Origin of the sequence: Pseudogracilibacillus sp. SO10305, assembly GCF_037072005.1 — a bacterium.
GTDB classification, from domain to species: Bacteria; Bacillota; Bacilli; order Bacillales; family Amphibacillaceae; genus Pseudogracilibacillus; species Pseudogracilibacillus intestinigallinarum.
In genome coordinates this window covers 16,354-34,418 of the sequence record NZ_JAXHDE010000011.1, presented here as the reverse complement: position 1 = coordinate 34,418, position 18,065 = coordinate 16,354, and the positions used below count along the sequence as shown (strand labels likewise).

Annotated in this window: 19 protein-coding genes; 11 read left to right on the top strand and 8 right to left on the bottom strand. The window is 34.3% G+C overall.

Going from position 1 to position 18,065, the window contains the following annotated elements:
* Positions 1-222: 222 nt before the first annotated feature.
* Positions 223-999 (top strand): enoyl-ACP reductase FabI, encoded by a 777-nt coding sequence (gene fabI / locus SPD45_RS09720; RefSeq protein ID WP_336267537.1) that lies wholly within the window; start codon positions 223-225, stop codon positions 997-999.
* 37 nt (positions 1,000-1,036) lie between these two features.
* Here the strand turns inward: fabI and SPD45_RS09715 are convergent, their stop codons facing one another.
* Positions 1,037-1,567 carry a transcription repressor NadR gene (locus SPD45_RS09715; protein WP_336267536.1) on the bottom strand — a complete coding sequence of 177 codons (531 nt, stop codon included), beginning with the start codon at positions 1,565-1,567 and terminating at the stop codon, positions 1,037-1,039.
* Positions 1,568-1,762: 195 nt separating this feature from the next.
* Positions 1,763-1,897, bottom strand: a complete 135-nt coding sequence (locus SPD45_RS09710; RefSeq protein ID WP_336267535.1) for a glycine betaine ABC transporter substrate-binding protein — start codon at positions 1,895-1,897, stop codon at positions 1,763-1,765.
* 101 nt (positions 1,898-1,998) lie between these two features.
* Here SPD45_RS09710 and SPD45_RS09705 point away from each other — a divergent pair, with 101 nt between their 5' ends.
* On the top strand, positions 1,999-2,676 hold the full coding sequence (locus SPD45_RS09705; protein ID WP_336267534.1) for a hypothetical protein: 678 nt from the start codon (positions 1,999-2,001) through the stop codon (positions 2,674-2,676).
* 15 nt (positions 2,677-2,691) lie between these two features.
* Positions 2,692-3,369: a hypothetical protein gene (locus SPD45_RS09700; RefSeq protein WP_336267533.1), complete on the top strand. Its 678-nt coding sequence runs from the start codon at positions 2,692-2,694 to the stop codon at positions 3,367-3,369.
* Between the two features lie 62 nt (positions 3,370-3,431).
* On the opposite strand, the gene SPD45_RS09695 is transcribed toward SPD45_RS09700, so the two are convergent.
* The 4 genes from SPD45_RS09695 to SPD45_RS09680 all read right to left on the bottom strand — a co-directional run bounded on the left by SPD45_RS09695 (position 3,432) and on the right by SPD45_RS09680 (position 9,117).
* Entirely contained in the window at positions 3,432-4,244 is an 813-nt protein-coding gene (locus SPD45_RS09695; protein ID WP_336267532.1) for a GNAT family N-acetyltransferase, read from the bottom strand.
* A 93-nt stretch (positions 4,245-4,337) separates the two neighbouring features.
* Entirely contained in the window at positions 4,338-5,876 is a 1,539-nt protein-coding gene (locus SPD45_RS09690) for a class I adenylate-forming enzyme family protein (RefSeq protein ID WP_336267531.1), read from the bottom strand.
* A gap of 421 nt (positions 5,877-6,297) precedes the next feature.
* Complete coding sequence (locus SPD45_RS09685; protein ID WP_336267530.1) at positions 6,298-8,454, bottom strand: NEAT domain-containing protein; 2,157 nt, start codon at positions 8,452-8,454, stop codon at positions 6,298-6,300.
* Between the two features lie 24 nt (positions 8,455-8,478).
* Positions 8,479-9,117, bottom strand: coding sequence for an NEAT domain-containing protein (locus SPD45_RS09680; RefSeq protein ID WP_336267529.1), 639 nt, complete (start codon positions 9,115-9,117; stop codon positions 8,479-8,481).
* A 325-nt stretch (positions 9,118-9,442) separates the two neighbouring features.
* Between SPD45_RS09680 and SPD45_RS09675 the strand changes: the two genes are divergently transcribed.
* From SPD45_RS09675 to SPD45_RS09645, 7 genes are all read left to right on the top strand, one after another.
* Positions 9,443-10,054, top strand: a complete 612-nt coding sequence (locus SPD45_RS09675; protein ID WP_336267528.1) for a TetR/AcrR family transcriptional regulator — start codon at positions 9,443-9,445, stop codon at positions 10,052-10,054.
* A 418-nt stretch (positions 10,055-10,472) separates the two neighbouring features.
* Entirely contained in the window at positions 10,473-10,835 is a 363-nt protein-coding gene (locus tag SPD45_RS09670) for a lmo0954 family membrane protein (RefSeq protein ID WP_336267527.1), read from the top strand.
* A 17-nt stretch (positions 10,836-10,852) separates the two neighbouring features.
* Positions 10,853-11,503 carry a PspA/IM30 family protein gene (locus tag SPD45_RS09665; RefSeq protein WP_336267526.1) on the top strand — a complete coding sequence of 217 codons (651 nt, stop codon included), beginning with the start codon at positions 10,853-10,855 and terminating at the stop codon, positions 11,501-11,503.
* A 143-nt stretch (positions 11,504-11,646) separates the two neighbouring features.
* On the top strand, positions 11,647-12,312 hold the full coding sequence (gene liaF / locus SPD45_RS09660) for a cell wall-active antibiotics response protein LiaF (protein ID WP_336267525.1): 666 nt from the start codon (positions 11,647-11,649) through the stop codon (positions 12,310-12,312).
* Positions 12,309-13,328 (top strand): sensor histidine kinase, encoded by a 1,020-nt coding sequence (locus SPD45_RS09655; RefSeq protein WP_336267524.1) that lies wholly within the window; start codon positions 12,309-12,311, stop codon positions 13,326-13,328. Before liaF ends, SPD45_RS09655 begins: the two co-directional genes overlap by 4 nt.
* Before the next feature lie 9 nt (positions 13,329-13,337).
* A complete protein-coding gene (locus SPD45_RS09650) occupies positions 13,338-13,964 on the top strand; it encodes a response regulator transcription factor (RefSeq protein WP_336267523.1) in 627 nt (208 codons plus the stop codon).
* Positions 13,965-14,235: 271 nt separating this feature from the next.
* The gene (locus SPD45_RS09645; protein ID WP_336267522.1) at positions 14,236-14,895 is read left to right on the top strand and encodes a hypothetical protein; all 660 of its coding nucleotides are present in this window, start codon (positions 14,236-14,238) and stop codon (positions 14,893-14,895) included.
* A 185-nt stretch (positions 14,896-15,080) separates the two neighbouring features.
* Here the strand turns inward: SPD45_RS09645 and SPD45_RS09640 are convergent, their stop codons facing one another.
* The gene (locus SPD45_RS09640) at positions 15,081-15,956 is read right to left on the bottom strand and encodes a LysR family transcriptional regulator (protein ID WP_336267618.1); all 876 of its coding nucleotides are present in this window, start codon (positions 15,954-15,956) and stop codon (positions 15,081-15,083) included.
* A gap of 172 nt (positions 15,957-16,128) precedes the next feature.
* On the opposite strand from SPD45_RS09640, the gene SPD45_RS09635 reads away from it, so the two are divergent.
* Positions 16,129-17,109 carry a YeiH family protein gene (locus SPD45_RS09635; RefSeq protein WP_336267617.1) on the top strand — a complete coding sequence of 327 codons (981 nt, stop codon included), beginning with the start codon at positions 16,129-16,131 and terminating at the stop codon, positions 17,107-17,109.
* 87 nt (positions 17,110-17,196) lie between these two features.
* On the opposite strand, the gene SPD45_RS09630 is transcribed toward SPD45_RS09635, so the two are convergent.
* Complete coding sequence (locus SPD45_RS09630; protein ID WP_336267521.1) at positions 17,197-17,976, bottom strand: TatD family hydrolase; 780 nt, start codon at positions 17,974-17,976, stop codon at positions 17,197-17,199.
* Between the last annotated feature and the right edge of the window lie 89 nt (positions 17,977-18,065).

Below are 18,065 nucleotides of genomic sequence, written 5' to 3'. Positions count from 1 at the left end.
TAAAAAGTTTTCACTTTACTTTTTCCATGATAAAAAAAGTCACAAAATTACTTGGACAACCATATAGTAGTATATATTAGATTAATCGTCAAATAAATTGAATATTTCCGTAAAAACTATCATTTCCTCTTCTGTTCATGTCTTTTTTTACCTTTTACATTGTGTTCCCCTCCTTCTATTAAGTATAATATAGAAAGTACATATTTCGATGGAGGTGCCTATATGTCAGGCTTATTAAAAGGAAAGAACATTGTTGTAATGGGAGTTGCTAACCAACGAAGCATCGCTTGGGGAATTGCAAAGTCCTTACATCGGGAAGGCGCGAATTTAATTTTCACTAATAGACAAGAACGTTCTAAGAAAAAATTAGAAAAATTATTAGGAGAAAATAATATACAACCGGCTTTGCTTGTTACATGTGATGTTGCGAGTGATGAAAGTATTGGACAAGCTTTTGATGAAATTGGCGAAAAACTTGGTGTAATTCATGGTGTTATTCACTCTGTCGCGTTTGCAAACACGGAAGAATTACAAGGTGAATTTGCAAACACATCTCGAGATGGATTTTTACTTGCACAAGAAATTAGTGCGTATTCTTTAGTAACTGTAACAAATGCGGCACGTAAATATATGACAGAAGGCGGCAGTATTGTTACACAATCATATTTAGGTTCAGAACGAGTCGTGAAAAATTATAATATCATGGGAGTTGCGAAAGCTTCATTAGAAGCAAGTGTCCGTTACTTAGCAGAAGATGTAGGTAAAAACAGCATCCGTGTTAATGCTATTTCAGCTGGACCGATTCGTACATTATCAGCTAAAGGGGTTTCCGGTTTAAATGAAATCCACTCTGTTATTGAAGAGAGAGCTCCTTTACGTAGAAATGTTGACCAAGAACAAGTCGGAGATGCAACAATGTTCTTAGTAAGTGATTTATCAAGAGGAATTACCGGCGAAGTTATCCATGTAGATTCTGGATACCATATTATGGGACTTTAATGAAAAAGGGGTAAACATTTTCGTTTACCCCTTTCAATTATGCTTCGTATAAATACCCCGCATGACGTAATGCTTGGATCGCCGCTTCCAATTTTTCCTCTTTGTCCGCTTCAAGCGTATGTAAATGAATCCCATCTGTTAAAACAGATAAAAGAGTTGACTGTTCTTCGTGTAAAGCTTCGATAAATTGTTTCACATCAAATCTACTTTCAATTTGCAAACTACCCGTCATTTCACCATAAATCGGATGTTCGACAATCACGTTTAACACTTTTACACCATTATCTACTATAATGTTTAGTTCCTCTGCTGTATCCTCTGGGCGATGTTGACATGCAACAACTTTTTTAAATGTTTCCTGTTCATCTTCTTGTAAATAAATATACCCTCGGTTCGTTGCAATAATTGGTTCATCCGCCGTTCTTAATAAGGCAATATCTGTAACAATCACCTGCCTACTGACATTCGTCATTTCAGCTAATTGTCTACCCGTATAAGCCTTTTTCGTCTTTTTTAATTGATTCACGATGAATTTACGTCTTTTTTCACCAGACATTTTTTCTGACATTTGTATCACCTCAGTATCTTTTATTATACATGAAAATAACCAGATCGAAGAATGTTATTAAAATGTCTATCCAATTTAGTTTGTTTCACATAAGAGAAATAAAAAAAAGAGTCTACTATGACATATACACCTCAAGAGATAAATAGTAAATTTAACTTTATCCGTTCGGTACATCATTAGACTCTTTTTTCTCTTCTATTTTTTAGGCTTTAAATCTGCTAATGAATCAATTTCCATATAGCTAGGTACCGCTAGGCCTATTTTAGCCCCTGTTAAATTCGGACCTAAATCTTCAAATTCACCTTCATATTGTTCATAAATTTCTCTCATATGTTCCAACACAATCACACGATATCTATTTTTCTTTACTCTTACTTGCTATTAGCCTAAAAGTAATAGATAATAAGTATTATTTTATAGAGGAAGATAACATGAAGAAAAAGAGAAACATAAGTTTTTGCATGTACTTTATCGTATTTATGATTCTTTTATTGATCGGTTGCCAATCGAATAGTAGCAATGAAAATGAACTACATGCAATCAACGATAAAATGGAAACATTAAAAGAACAAATAGAAGAAAAAGAAATAATGATAGAGGAAAAACAAGAAACGGTAAACCAAAAAGAGAAAGAAATGGAAAAGTTATTAGCTGAAATCATGGAACAACAAGCAGAAAATGAAAAGACAGTGGCGTCCACAGCAAAACATGACCCATTTTTAGAAGAATTGAGCATGTACGTTGAATACTATGAAATTAATCACAACGACTTACAATCGATGATTCGTGAAGGGGTAGATGCGTTGCCTGAAATAGACTGGATAATGGAGGTATATGTTTTTATGCCAGTATTTTATCAAGCACCTAGTAAGTTTATCCCTGATTTTTTAGAATCAACTCCACCACAACACGAGGCACTTATAGACGAATTTGTCACTTGGACACAAATGTATTCGGGTAACATCAATGAAGTAGTTACAGAATTAGAAAACCATCGTCTAAATAGTACTGGTTCAAAAGAAATACATCGACAACTAATCGATGAAGTACAAACTAATCTAGATGAGGCATTAGAGATGATGCATGACATACAGGCACAACTTAATTAAAAAGGTGGTTAATAAATGAAACGTATGATGATGCTTTTTCTTGTTGTTTTCTTAATTGGCTGTGAATCCACTCCAAAAGAGGCGTTAAATGAACAAGAAATGCGCGTAAAAACTTTAGAAAAAGAACTCGAAACATTAAATGAAGAAATGGAAAAATTAGAAAAAGAAGAAGCTAATTTAGATCAAGAAATTAAAAATGCTCAAAAAGAAAAGACCGCTATTAATACTCATACCGAGAAAACGGAGCATGAGGATGAAGCAGAAACAGATCACATAGCAGAAACTAATGCACAGGACGAATTCAATGAAATCTTCCCTACATTTCTCGCTATAAAAGATAATTTTTTAGAAATTGTCTTTCCTGCATACATGATGCAAGCGGTTTTGTACGATGCTGAGTGGCAGATGAATGTAGAAGAACATATTGGATATGTCAGAGACTGTTTAGAACAAATCGATGCTTTACCAAATTCAAACGATGCCACAGATTATATTGGGGTACTAAAAGATGTTAGCACAACTTATAATGAGAATCTGGACCAAATAGAACAAGCAATCTCACTTGCTGTTGCTGAAGAATATGAGTCTAGTGCCGATCTGTTTTACCGTGCTATAGACGAGTTAAAGTACGCAGAGGAACAATTGTCTACTAACTTCGGATTAACAAATATGTTCGATCAAATGCTACATTAAAACGAGACAGGGATAACTTCTTGCTATCTCCTGTCTCGTTTTATGTTTTTCACTTCGTACACTCAATCATATTTAAATATTTTTAATGCTTCATACATAAAACCACAGTTTACATAGCCTTGCTTTTGATACATTTCTCTCGGAGTATCCTCACTGTCCGCTAATAAAATGATCGTTTTATTTGGAAATGTTTGCACAACATAAGTCTGGAGCATACTTCCAATACTACGGCGCCGATATGGGGCACGTACCATTAAATTATTTATTTCTACTGTCTCTTCTTGCAATATTAACTCAACATACCCTACTGCTTTTCCTGCAAAATAAGCTATAACATATGTATGAACATCTGATTCCCATAAACGATACGTCAAGTCCCTTTGTTCCTTCGCAAATGTCGGACCAAATTCTATATCATCTTCATATTGCAAACGTAGAAACGTCTGTAAATTTTCCTCATTTACAGCTTGAATCTCAATTTCTGCTGTTTGTTCTACAATTGGAAAATCAATTGGTTGAATCGCATATAGTTCAATTTTAGTAATTTCATATTGTTCATCTTGTAAATAACGACATAATCCTGTTGGGAGTTCAACATTTTCAGGAAAATGAAAATGTACATAATATGCACCATTACTTTCATTATATCTTTTAGACGTCGCTACTAATTTTTGAAATGTAAGCAATGATGGCATTTGTTTAAAGCGAATAAAATTACTATCATACCTATAGAACATATCTTTGTGTTCATATTGTATATATGTATCTTCCTCATGTATTACGGACCCTAATACGTGAATATTTTCAAATGTAATATGTTGCAATACTTCTCCTCTTTTCTTCCGTACACCTTTAACATGATATAATATATTCATTCTCTTTTCTACATCTTATATTTCTTCATTATATAATATTATACGATTTATCTTGCGAGAAGAAGATGTTCCCTTACCTATTGCTTCATCAGTTCATTGAACAAATGTCTCTCTCAATTTAAATTTCAATACTTTTCCTTGTAAACTACGAGGCAACAATTCTTCTACAAAAATTACTTCATGTGGAATTTTATAACTAGCCATATTGCTACGGCAAAAATGAATAATATCTTCTTCAGTTGTCGTTTTAGAATCCTTTAAGCGAATAACTGCGACAGGAACTTCCCCCCATTTTGTATCACTTTTGCCAATTACTGCCGCTTCCGCAACATTATTATGCAAATGTAGTACTTCTTCAATCTCTGCTGGGTACACATTAAATGCTCCAGATAAAACCATATCTTGTTTACGATCGACTAAATAATAAAACCCTTCTTCATCTTGTTTTCCTAAATCCCCAAGACCGAGCCATCCATCACGAAATGCCTCTTCATTCGCTCGTTCATTTTCATAATATCCATCACATAATGTAATACCTTTTACAACAATCTCGCCAACTTCTCCTTGCTTCACTTCATTTCCCGCTTCATCTACAATTTTCACTTCCATTCCTAACATCGGTAAACCGACGGAACGATCCTTTAAAGCCATATATTCTGGAAATAAATTTGTCGATCCACCATGTTCCGATGCACCATAAAATTCATTTAATTTTATTCGAGGAAAAAATTGCAATGTCTGTTCCTTTGTCGCTGTCATAAGAGGGGCACCAACTGAAATAATCGATTCCATTGATGATACATCATATTTTTCCTTTATTTCTTCCGGTAACGAAAAAATTGCATCTAACATAGGTGGTGCTAAAAAAGTCGTTGTCGTTTTCTCCTCATCCATTCCACGTAACACTGCCTCTGGATCAAAACGCTCAAGTAAATGGACAGGATTACCGACAAAAAAGTTCGGTATCGTAATGGCCAAAGATGCTGCACCGAATAATGGTCCAACTACTAACCCCTTTCCATTTCGTCCAATTTCGAATTCGATACTAAATAATAAACTAACTAAATACAAACTTCTATGTGATCTAACCGCACCTTTTGGCAAACCTGTCGTACCACCTGTATATAAATAGCAAATTGTATCCGTTTCCTGCAAAGGAACAACTGGGGTTGGCTCCACCGATGGTTGTTCTCCAATCCATTGTTCATACTCCACCTTTGTAAAAGAACTATTTGTCCCGACACTAACAAAGTGTTGAATCGTTTTCGTCCATTCTGTTGCTCTCACCACTTCTTCCTCAAAACGAATATCATAAATTAGTAATCCCGCTTTAGCATTATTTACAATATGGGCAATTTCCCTTCCTACAAAACGTGCATTAATCGGAATAAAAATCGCTCCAATTTTACTACAAGCGAACATCGTTTCCACAAGTTCATTGCAATTTAACAACATGAAAGCAACTTTATCTCCTTTATTAATCCCTTTACTCTGCAATGCGTGCGCTAATTTATTTACACGATCATTCAACTGTTTATATGTAAATCGCCTGTCCAAATAGGATATTGCTTCTTTTTCACCAAAACGAATTGCATTCAATTTTAATGGATCACTAAAAATCATCTCACCCATGAACATTCCTCCAATAAAATAATCTATATCTCAAACATTATTATAAAGCGCTTTCAATGTCAATGGAGCTTAAATAAAAGACTTTCGCGAAAAATTTATTTTCAATCATTAAATATACCTTATAATTCTTATAAAAAGACAGATGGAAGCGATGAAAAAAAGAATCATACGATATGTTACAACAATGCTATGTATTGGAATTCTTTTCGCTTGTTCGTCCAATTATGTAACAATAAACGAACAACATAAACCCCACTCCAAAATTGGTAGTGGGGTCATTTATATGCAAATAAAGAATTCACATCATTATGGGCAAAGTACTGACGGAAGCGTTTTGCCACCGTCAATTTATGTGGGGGAGAGCCTTGCCCGCAAAAATCCAATCCAATTAGTAAGATGTATATACTAATTGTATGATTCTTTATCCGTTAAACTGAGTTTTTCTAATACGAAGCACCAACATTGCTAATGATCCAACTAATAATAAGCTGTACAAAATGATTTTGCTCGTATCTCCTGTTTTAGGGTTTGTTGGAGCATTATCTGTACCGTTATCTGTTGGTGTTCCATTATTTGTTGCATTACCAAATGCTGGTTTATCCATTTGATCATCAGTAGATGCTCTATTTTTTCCATTTGATGTTCCTATATTGTTTTCAAGATTTTCATCAACATCGAAACTATGTTTTCCATTTATTAATTTCATGCTATCAGGATTCATGACAAGACGAGCTTCATGTACAGTTTCATATAAACCTGGAACTGTAATTTTCATCGTTAATGGAACAACTTTTGATAAATCACTTGGCACAGCAAATTGAATGACTGCTATATCTTTCGCTTTATTTTCACTTACAATTGCAATGGAATTTCCATTAACTTCGATCCAATCAATCATACTCCAGTTTGTTACTGTTACTTGTAAATAGTATTTTCCATTTTTCTCTAGTAATGTTCCTGGCTTTTCAAAGAACCCATCTGCAGTAGATGCTTCGTCTTTTGTAGCATGTTTAATAGTATAGTCAATATTATAAGCATTTACACCAACGTTAGTTTGGTTGGTAGATTGTTTACTTGGTTTTTTCCCTTTATCTTTTGGTGAAGTACCTGGGTGATTAGGATCTTTACCCGAGTTTCCATTACTACCCGATTCTTCTTCCACTTCTTTTAAAGAATCGATATCCATGACAAGACGAGCTTCATGTGTTGTTTCATATAAACCAGGCACCGTTACTTTCATGCTTAACGGGACAATTTTAGAAAAATCTTTTGCAATCGGAATTTGAACTACTGCTTCATCGTCTTTTTTATTTTCTTTCAAAACGTTTATCTTTTTACCATTCGCTTTTAAATCGTCAATCATGCTCCAGTTTTTCACTGTTACTTCTAAGAAATACTTCCCATTTTTCTCAACAATTTTTCCTGGCTTTTTAAAGAATTCATCTGCTGCTGATGCTTTATCTTCTGTTTCATGTTTAATTACATAATCAATCGTTTGTACTTTATCTTCTGCCTCAGGTTTTTCTTCTGGCTTAGAAGGTTTTTCTTCTGGTTTTGGTTTGTCTTCTTCTACTGTCGTTTCCGTTTCGATTGGTAACTGGTTCACCTTTTTAATTGATTCATCGTTTAGTTCGATATTAAAATCTGCGTTTCCGTTATAAATCTCTCCATTCAACGGAGCTTGATATTCAGCATATCCATCCATTTTTGTTTGTAGCGCATCTACTTCAAAACCTAGTAATGTTTTCTTACCATCGACACCTTTTTCTACTGGTGCTTTACCATCCAATTCTAATTTTGTTACCGTCTCATTATCATTAATCAAAATATAAAATAAAGTTTTTCCATCTTTTACTTCAACATATGTTTCTTCCCCTAAATAACGAGCCATAGCTGATGGACTACCATTTTTAACATTAATAAATGCCGTATCGAATGAATGTAGTCCATTTTCTAATTCAATTGCATTATTTTCATCCGGCTGTTCTGGTGTTGGTGTTTCCTCTGGTTTTTCAGAATCTCCATCCGGCTGTTCCGGTGTATCTTCTGGTTGATCTGGTTCTTCATCCGGTTGTTCCGGTGTATCTTCTGGTTGTTCTGGCTTTTCCGGCTGTTCTGGCTGTTCAGGCGTTTCTTCTACAGTAGGTAAAGTAGTTAAGCCTTCTAATTTAAATCTAAAAGGAACATCGTGTTTCATGTTTAACTTTGGTACTTCATACTGTGTACGTGCATTTAATATGTCATCAATTTCATTTAATTGGTACGTCCATTCCGTCCCATCTATCTCAACAGGCTCAGCACCCTCAACTTGTAATCCCGCAATTTCTGCCATATCATTTTTAGGAATAGTGATGGTAAATAAAAAACTATCTTCAGTTATAGTTAAAGTCGCATTTTCATCAATAAAACCTGCTGCTCCAGACGCTTCATCTTTATCAGCATTTAAAGCCTTAGCCGTAATATCATATGAACCGGGCTCTATATTATTATAACTACTAGTCTCAGCTAGGACAGGCTGTTGGCCGAATAGGCTCATAAGAAGAAGTACTATTGAAAATATGATCGTTGGTTTTCTCATTTTACTTTCCTTTCCATCATATGATTAATTTTTTGCAAAACGAGTTTCATAAATAACTAAAACGGCAGTTGATGCTAATAGTAAAAATACATATACACCAATCGGAGTTGTATCCCCTGTCTTAGGGTTCTTTTCCGTAGTATCATCTGCACCTGCAGTTACTTGTTCTACATCCTCTTTTGCATCTGTCTTTGCTTCTGTACTTCCACTTGTTGCAGTTGGAATATTTTCGGCATTAAAAACTACACGAACAGAATGATTATGATCATATTCCATTCCAGCAACTTCTTCTGGTACAACAACATGCATATTCATATTAACTGGGTTTGATAAATCTCCCACCTCAAATTGAACTGTACGAGTATTGCCACTTTCGCTTACATCTGTTGCACTTCCCATTGGACCTGACATGGATTTAATCCAGTCACTCTCATTCGTCGTTAATTGAATATAATTTGCCCCATTCTTAACGACCAATTTAGCAGGCTTTGTAAAATATCCATCAGCGATTGATGTATTGTTACTCCCTGCCTCTTTCATTTCAAACGAAATATCATATGTACCATCCGCATATGTTGCTGCATGTGCCTCACTATTCGGTGATACGAATTGAAATAAACTAAAAGTTATAATAGCTATAAACATGATGAAAGTTCTTTTCATCGATTGCACCTCCACATTATTTTTATATATACTGGTCAGTATACAGTTATTATATATACTAGGCAGTTAATTAATCAAGTGAAATCAAACTTATTTTATTGAAAAATTTCCCACATGTCCAAAGAACGTTGTCAAATCAACATTTAATCAATTTATAAATAAATTGTGAACTTACATTTTTTATAGACAAAACGGCATTTTTATGTCCATTTTCATGGACTATTATTAATTACAAAAATTTTACATAATATGAACAGCTATCTTTGATGATTTGGCTTTTTATTGGTAGAATAATGTTTATATATCTTTACTTGGAGTGAGTAAAATGGAAAATTCTCAGCGACAATTAGGTCGACCACGCAAAAGTACAAATGAACTATCAACAAAAGATACAATCTTACAAATCGCAACATTTTTATTTTTAGAAAAAGGGTACCCATTAATTTCTATGGACGATGTAGCACAGCGAGCAGACGTAACGAAGGCGACTGTGTATTATCATTACAAAACAAAGGATGATCTATTTACAGATGCAGTCGTTAAATTAATGGAGAGAATTACTGGTGGAATTAATAAAATCTTTTCCACTGATGAGCCATTTAAAGTGCAATTACATAAATTAGGGGTTGCACATTTACGTGCGACATCAGGAATGGATGTTAATTTATTTATGAAAGAAGCCCGCCATTCTCTCTCTGCTGAACATGAGGCACAGTTAAAAGAAGCTGAAGACAAAATGTATCAAGCTATTGAAGATCGTATCCAACAATCGATTGATGAAAATGAAATCCCACCGTGCAATACACACCTTGCAGCATTATTATTTATGTCGATGTTATTAACTGGAAAAAATCACGAAAAATCATTTAATTCTTTAGATGATCTCGTTGCACAAACAATCGAATTTTTCTGGAACGGTATTGCGCATCAAGATTAAATTCATCTGTTATACGAATACATGAAATAGGTAATTTCAGTAAATTTATTTTTATTGGAATTACCTTTTCATTTTATTTGTACGATTATATCGCTCCATAAATCTGCTTCGCTTTTGTTATTTTTAAGCATACAAAAAACACACCCACGTAAAATGAATGTAACAACATCATAACTTATGAAGTTCTCGTATCATTTCAACGAATTTAAAATGAAAATCGATCATGCTTGTCTTAAAAAGACAAACATGATCGATTTTTTATAATTAGAAACTAGTTCTGTTACTGCCTCTTTTTTCTATTCTCCCCTCATTATTTCTACACTAAGCCTCTAGTCGTATACAAAAATACATCTTGCGCTCATTACGAAAGCAACGAATATTTCCTACAATAAAATTAGACTTAGAAAGGAGAGAACAAATGAGACATTTCTTATTATTTATCACTGGTCTTGCTGCCCTAGCCGTGTTGATTTTCAACTTAGGACCGATGATTTTACTCGGGATCTCTGTATTACTGCTGTATTTGATATTCAAACAGTTTGTAAAAGCTTCTTCCGTTATTTCAAAAACCATTTGGGTCATTTTAGGATTTATTGTATTATCGATTAGTCTTTCCAATCTATATGCATTGATTGCAATAGTTGCAGCTTGCTTATTGTATTGGATTTATAAGAACTGGCATATGGACGATGCTATTGCACCTAATGTAAAACAACTTGAAAACGACCCTTTTACAAACTTTGAATATGAATGGCAAGAATTATCAAATAAAAAACTTTAATCAAAGGAGCGATTACATTGGATAATATTTTTACACGTATTAAAAATTCTATTTCAGCTGATATGCATCAACTTTTGGATCGAAAAGAGGAAAAGAACCCGATTGCAGCTTTAAATAATTACTTACGACAATCAGAACAAGAAAAAGAGAAAGTAAAAAAATTGCTACAACGTCATTACAAATTAAAAGATGAATTTACACAAGAATTTATCGTAGCGGAAGAGCAAGCAACGAAACGAAAAAGACAAGCCGATATCGCAAAAATGGCAAATGAAGAAGAACTGTACAACTATGCGATGAAAGAATTTGAAGAATATGCCCAAAGAGCAAAAAGAATGAAGCTTGCTAGAGAAAACACTACAGAACAAATCGAACAATTGGAAACAAAATATAAAGAAATGAGCCATAAACTAAAAGATATGCATTTACGTCGAATGGAACTAATGGGACGAGAAAACGTCGCCCGCACAAACGAAGAAATCAACCGCGTATTACACGGCAATGGGGAAAACGCTTATAATCGTTTTCAAGAATTAGAAGATTTCATCGACCGAATTGAACAAAAAGTGAATAAAGCTTATTACGCAAGTACATTCGATCAAAAAATCGCGGATTTAGAACGGGACATTGATTTTCAAGCACAAAAAAACAATGAAAACACTATGTAACAATAAAGTAGCTCGATATAATTATGGTATACTAAACGAAGATAATTTTATTTGACTATGTTAAAAAGGGGGTTATTTCCATATTTAATCGATTATCCACACAAACAGTTAATTGGATATTAATTATTGGATTAACCCTCTTTGTGTTAGAAATTTTATTTTTTAGAGGTGGCCTTATCCTTACAGCAATTGTTTTCGGAGTTGCGATTTATGTAGGCCATAAAAACTACGCACAATCTTGGGGAAAATTTTCTTTTTGGGGCGGAATCATCGGTCTTTTAGTAACGATTCTTAATATGTTAGCGGTACGGTTTATTATCGTCGTTGTTATCCTTTTATTTATACTCGATTATTGGAAAAATAAAAATGCAACGTATATTATTCCGGAACATCGCTTAAACCGACCAGCCCAGGACGAAGTATTAGTAAATATTCATCCACTATTTAAAGCGTTGTTACACGGAAAACAATCTACGCCAGAAGATGCTTATGAATGGCGTGATATTAACATATTTAGCGGTATTGGCGATAAAGTAATTGATTTGAGCCAAACGATTATCCCAGATGATACTGCAGTTGTATCGATCCGTCACGGCATTGGAAATATTACGATATATATTCCTTATGACACGGAATTTATGATTCATCATAGTGCTATTTTTGGTAGAGCTTATATAGTAAACAAACCACATGAACAACTATTAAATCAACAACTTTCATACCAAACTGAAAACTATGCAACTGCCAAAACGAGAGTAAAAATTGTTACCTCCATGATTTCTGGAAATGTGGAGGTGAAGCGCATATGAGAAAAATTTTCCGAAGTATTTTTTCGAACATTTTTTTCATCCTGTTCATCGTCGTAATCATATTAACTATTACATTCCTTGTATTTCCATTTAAAGATTTTAACATCTTATGGCGTGCAACCTTTTTTAATGTTCATTATATTTCGCTTATCGGTGCCATTATCGTTATAGCCGGCTTATTGAAAGGAATTTTTAGTGGACAGCAGGAAAGACAACAGATACGTTATATTGAACGACAACTAAGACAACTTCATGAAGGACAAGCGCTCATTGAAGAAGAATATAAAGATTTACAACAAGTTGATCAATTAATGAAGCAAATCCAACAAAAAATCGCACAACAAATTGAATATGCACAACAACTTGCAACAGAACAAGCAAATGAACGCGAAGCTAGTTTACAAGAAATCGTCGTAGAAGAGCGGAATCGTCTAGCGAGAGATTTGCATGATGCAGTTAGTCAACAACTATTTGCCGCTTCGATGATGATGTCTGCCATTACAGAAGAAAAACATGATGTTTCACCAACATTAGAACATCAATTGTCAATGGTCGAAAAAATGATTCAACAATCACAATTAGAAATGCGTGCCTTACTCTTACATCTACGTCCCGTACAATTAAAAGGAAAGCACCTCCAAGAAGGGATAGACGATTTAATTAAGGAATTAATGGCAAGGTTGCCAATTGAACTGGAACAACAAATTGAACAATTCCCTATTGATAAAGGGGTAGAAGACCAACTTTTCCGTATTTTACAAGAAGCGGTTTCTAATACATTACGTCATGCAGAAGCAAATACATTAAAAATTACGTTAATAAAACGTGATGGATTCATTATTATGCGAGTAATCGATGACGGTAAAGGATTTAAATTATCCGAAGCAAACACTAGCTCTTATGGACTGGATACGATGAAAGAGCGTAGCGAAGAACTAGGTGGAACTTTTAAAATAGTAAGTCTCCCAAATAAAGGGACACAAATTGAAGTGAAAATACCAACCATACACGAATGAGGTGACATAATGATTCGAATATTATTTGCAGATGATCACGAAATGGTGCGCATCGGCTTAGGAGCCTATTTATCAGCACAACAGGACATGGAAGTTGTAGCAGAGGCAAAAAATGGAAAAATAGCGATTGAAAAAACTTTAGAAGTAAAACCAGATATTATTTTAATGGACCTCGTCATGGATGATATGGATGGTATTGAAGCGACAAAACAAATTATAAAGGCTTGGCCAGAAGCAAAAATAATAATTGTCACAAGTTTTATCGATGATGAAAAGGTATATCCGGCTTTAGAGGCTGGAGCAACGAGTTATATGTTGAAAACATCGAAAGCATCAGAAATTGCTGATGCAATTCGTCATACGTTCAAAGGAGAGTCTGTCTTAGAACCTGAAGTTACAGGAAAAGTGATGAACCGTTTCAGAAAACAAACACTCCTACACGAAGAGTTAACACCTCGTGAAATGGAAATATTACTTTTAATTGCAGAAGGAAAATCGAACCAAGCTATTGCAGATGAATTATTTATTGCAGTAAAAACAGTAAAAGTCCATGTAAGTAATATTTTAAGTAAATTAGAAGTCGATGACCGAACACAAGCAGTAGTGTATGCATATAAACATCATCTAACAAAATAGAAGAAACATATTAGCTTAAAATATGAATGATCCTGAGTAATATATCGCAAAACGCATGTCTAAGGCGATATAGCAGAATTTCCATTCGTATTTTAAGTTTTTTTATGGTCATCGCCATGAACAATTTCCTAATGTTATCGTACATATTTAATAGAGATTTTCCTTATATCGACCAGGAAGACTAATACAATTATTTTTCATTTCATATTGACATATGAATAAGTTTTATGTTTTGATAAAATTATTACTTTAAGAGAGGAGATAGAAACCAATGCGAAAATCTTTACGATATATCGTGCTTACATTAGCTATAATGCTCGTACTTGGAGCTTGTGGCAATAACAATGCTGCCAATAATAATTCTACTCAAAATGCAGAAAACGATAGCACAAATAACAACGCTACTGTTAATGAAGATGACAATGCTTCAGAAAATAACACTGCTGAAAATGAGGATGATTTATCAGCTATTCTTAAAACTATAGAGGAAGCGGACGATCAACTAAACTTAAAACTAGGAGAAACTGGTTCCTATGTTACAACTTTAGGTACATATGATATGACTGTTACATCAGCCGAATTAAAAGGTTATGAGTTCGAAGGCTATGAATCTGAACTTGATTGTTGGGTAGTATTAGACATTACCATCAAAAATACATCAGATGAAACATTACAGGCGGAAGATCTGATGGAAGCTATGGAATTAACGGAAGTAGAAGAAGGATCTGGTTACATTGACTCTGCAGGTGCTTTTGAATCAGTAGAAGAATTTGAAGGAGAAATTGCTCCGAATGAAGAAAAAAGTGCACAATTTGTTGCGTACGCATATGAATCAGATACATATTTCTTCCGAAAAACTACAGGAAACATTGCTGGTGGGAGTAGTAACCAAGTAATGTGGAAAATAGAAAAAGATGATATGAAGCAATAAACTTAAGATAACATGAAGGTGCAAGTGAAACTTTGTAATGAAGGATATGAAATGTATGTAATTCCCTTCCTTCATAGAAGAACCAATAAAGTGGTCTACTACCGCTTTATTGGTTTTTCTATTGCAATCCTTTCACGAAGAACAAATACATCTATATGTTCAATTATAAAGTTTGTTCATCCTTGTCATTCATGCAATAATTTTATAAATACTTGCAATGCCTTTGAACGAAAAGGAGTGGCAATTAAAGTAGAAAACTTACGAGACAATGGTAGTCCTTCAACAGGCAAAATTGTTACGTCACCGTCTCGTAATTCTTTCTGGATTGCCCATTCCGACATCAAGCTAATCCCCATCCCCTTTTCAACCAAACTTTTAATAGGTTGTGTACTTCCTAATGTTAGCGTGCTTTTCGGCTGAATCTCAAGTTGTTGAAACACTTTATCCGTTGCTGCACGTGTTCCAGAACCTTTCTCCCGTAAAAACCACTCCACTTGTTCTAATGACTCCGATCCGATCTTATCCTTATGAAGATTTAATGGATGTTGCGGACTAGCAACAATATACATAAAATCTGTTGCAACGTCTTCCATAGTCAGCTCTTTGTCTTGAATAAAATCACCTTCAACAATCCCAATATCTAATTGGTGTCTTTTAACAAGGTCGGCTATTTCCTTTGTATTCCCAATGCTTACAATCGGCTTTATTTCTGGATAATTTCTTTTCATCTTCGCTAAAATTTCTGGTAGTACATATTCACCAAATGTATAACTTGCTCCTATGGATAACGGGCCAACAGGATTATCAGTTAAATCCCCCACTAAATTTTCCATACGGTCATACAATGCGATAATTTCCTTTGCATGATGATAAACAATTTCTCCGGCTTTATTTAAATATACATATTTGTTCGTTCTTTCTAAAAGTCGCTGCCCCATACTTTCCTCAAACATTCGTATATATTGACTCACTGCCGGCTGAGTCATATGTAAAGCTTCTGCTGCTCGAGTAAAGTTTTGTTTTTCTGCTACCATGACAAATACCTCTAATTGTTGATTGATCATAATCACCCCTTTTATTTATCTTATCATAAGTATTAACTTATTATCATAATCATATTTAATTATTTAACTTATATCAATATTCCCTTTATGATAAATACAGGAGGTGTGTTTTATGACATTAAAAAATACACAAAAAAACATAGAATCAACAAAACAGCTATCCTCCCAAATGGCGTGGGTCGTTGGAGTCGCATTTACTTTCTTTATTGCATTGTTAGGGTATGTTTTATCTATTGTTCCAGGGTTCTCTCTTATCGGACAATTAGCCTGCGCAATAATTATTGCTGTCGCGTATCGTCAAATATTCGGTTATCCTGAAAAAATCCGACAAGGGATTCATTTTTCTTCTAAAAGACTATTACGTGTAGCAATCATCTTATACGGTTTAAAGTTAAACATTAACCTCGTCCTTAGTGATGGGCTTGGATTATTACTGCTTGATGCCGGTGTGATCGTATTCGCTATATTTACAATGCTTGGTTTAGCAAAATTATGTAAGGCGGATAAAAATATATCTCTTTTATTAGGTGTTGGAACGGGAGTTTGTGGGGCAGCAGCAATTGCTGCAGTTGCACCAATCGTAAAATCAAATGAAGAAGATACTGCCATTAGCGTCGGGATCATTGCTTTAATGGGGACGGTCTTCGCTATTACGTATACGATTTTATGGCCTGTCCTTCCTATTGATGCTATTCAGTATGGAATTTGGTCTGGAACTAGTTTGCACGAAGTTGCGCACGTTGCATTAGCAGGAGCCCCTGCTGGAGAAAATGGTTTAGCTATTGCATTACTAAGTAAGTTAGGTCGTGTTTTCTTGCTCGTGCCCCTTTGTTTTATTTTCATTGCAATAATGAAACGTAAAAACAAAGATAATAAATCTTCCGATGCTTCGATTGAATTTCCTTGGTTTTTAATTGGATTCATTGTATGTAGCTTTTTAGGCACATATGTATTTGGACAGTATATTCCGATGTCTGAAAATGTAATGGAAGGTATATCTACGTCAACAACTTGGTTACTTACCGCTTCTATGGTTGGACTTGGACTAAACGTAAGCTTAAAAGACCTACGAGCACGAGCATTACGCCCATTAGTAGCAATGACTATTACATCTGTTTTATTATCAATTATTGTATATATAATCGTATAATCCTTCATTTGCTAGATAAATGTGTACATAAAGACAGGATAACATTTGATGCAAACAATATGTCATCCTATCCTTTTTTCAGTTATTTTATCTTTTATCCAAACAATAAAAGTCTATTGTATTTTCATACAACTGTTCGTAAACAGCATCCAATGACAAATCTTTTATAGAAGCAATCATTTCAATTGATGCATGAAGCATTTTAGGATGTGTCATTTCTCCACGGAATGGACCTTCAAAGGGCCATGGACCATCTGTTTCCACTAATAAATTTTCGATCGGAGTTTGTGCAACGATTTGTTGAATCTTTCGTTTATAACAGACATCTGGTGTAACCGAAATAACATAATTTTGTTGAATGATTCGTTCTAATGTTTTTTGATCTCCTTTAAACCAATGAAAGTGAGCTTTTTTCACGCTGAACTCTTCCAATAATGTACATACTAGTGGTGCATCTTCATACACAGCATGCAAAATAATCGGTTTATCCATTCTCACAGATAATTCAATAAATCTAGTTAATAGTTGTATATACGGAGTTAGTTCTATTTGTTCATTTTCTTTTCGCAAATAATATGGTAATCCTACCTCACCAATCGCTATCATTTTTTCTTTATTTTGTTCTATCCAAGTAAAAAACTGATTCATTTCCACCATTGATGGTAATGGCTGTTCAGGATGGTAACCAAATGTGGGCTTTATACGATGGTCGTCCATCGCTATTTGTAATGTTTTTACCGCTGACTGATAATCGTTCGATACAGAAATTAACATGGCTATTTTCTCTGCCTCTAATTCGGTTAAGATTCTTTGCCTATTTTTATTCTCATACATATCCAAATGAATATGCGCATCGATTATATGCATCTAATCACCTTTTATAGATTATTATTTTATTCCTTACTATTACTGTATCAAACATAGTACACATAAACGAAATAATTTATTTGCATGCC

Excerpts from the sequence above, each read along its gene's own strand:
- SPD45_RS09710 (WP_336267535.1), bottom strand. The coding sequence starts at position 1,897 with ATGAGAGAAATTTATGAACAATATGAAGGTGAATTTGAAGATTTAGGT.
- SPD45_RS09700 (WP_336267533.1), top strand. The coding sequence starts at position 2,692 with ATGAAACGTATGATGATGCTTTTTCTTGTTGTTTTCTTAATTGGCTGT.
- SPD45_RS09690 (WP_336267531.1), bottom strand. The coding sequence starts at position 5,876 with ATGGGTGAGATGATTTTTAGTGATCCATTAAAATTGAATGCAATTCGT.
- SPD45_RS09705 (WP_336267534.1), top strand. The coding sequence starts at position 1,999 with ATGAAGAAAAAGAGAAACATAAGTTTTTGCATGTACTTTATCGTATTT.
- fabI (WP_336267537.1), top strand. The coding sequence starts at position 223 with ATGTCAGGCTTATTAAAAGGAAAGAACATTGTTGTAATGGGAGTTGCT.
- SPD45_RS09630 (WP_336267521.1), bottom strand. The coding sequence starts at position 17,976 with ATGCATATAATCGATGCGCATATTCATTTGGATATGTATGAGAATAAA.
- SPD45_RS09650 (WP_336267523.1), top strand. The coding sequence starts at position 13,338 with ATGATTCGAATATTATTTGCAGATGATCACGAAATGGTGCGCATCGGC.
- SPD45_RS09715 (WP_336267536.1), bottom strand. The coding sequence starts at position 1,567 with ATGTCAGAAAAAATGTCTGGTGAAAAAAGACGTAAATTCATCGTGAAT.
- SPD45_RS09635 (WP_336267617.1), top strand. The coding sequence starts at position 16,129 with ATGGCGTGGGTCGTTGGAGTCGCATTTACTTTCTTTATTGCATTGTTA.
- SPD45_RS09655 (WP_336267524.1), top strand. The coding sequence starts at position 12,309 with ATGAGAAAAATTTTCCGAAGTATTTTTTCGAACATTTTTTTCATCCTG.
- SPD45_RS09675 (WP_336267528.1), top strand. The coding sequence starts at position 9,443 with ATGGAAAATTCTCAGCGACAATTAGGTCGACCACGCAAAAGTACAAAT.
- SPD45_RS09645 (WP_336267522.1), top strand. The coding sequence starts at position 14,236 with ATGCGAAAATCTTTACGATATATCGTGCTTACATTAGCTATAATGCTC.
- SPD45_RS09695 (WP_336267532.1), bottom strand. The coding sequence starts at position 4,244 with ATGAATATATTATATCATGTTAAAGGTGTACGGAAGAAAAGAGGAGAA.
- SPD45_RS09685 (WP_336267530.1), bottom strand. The coding sequence starts at position 8,454 with ATGAGAAAACCAACGATCATATTTTCAATAGTACTTCTTCTTATGAGC.
- SPD45_RS09680 (WP_336267529.1), bottom strand. The coding sequence starts at position 9,117 with ATGAAAAGAACTTTCATCATGTTTATAGCTATTATAACTTTTAGTTTA.
- SPD45_RS09670 (WP_336267527.1), top strand. The coding sequence starts at position 10,473 with ATGAGACATTTCTTATTATTTATCACTGGTCTTGCTGCCCTAGCCGTG.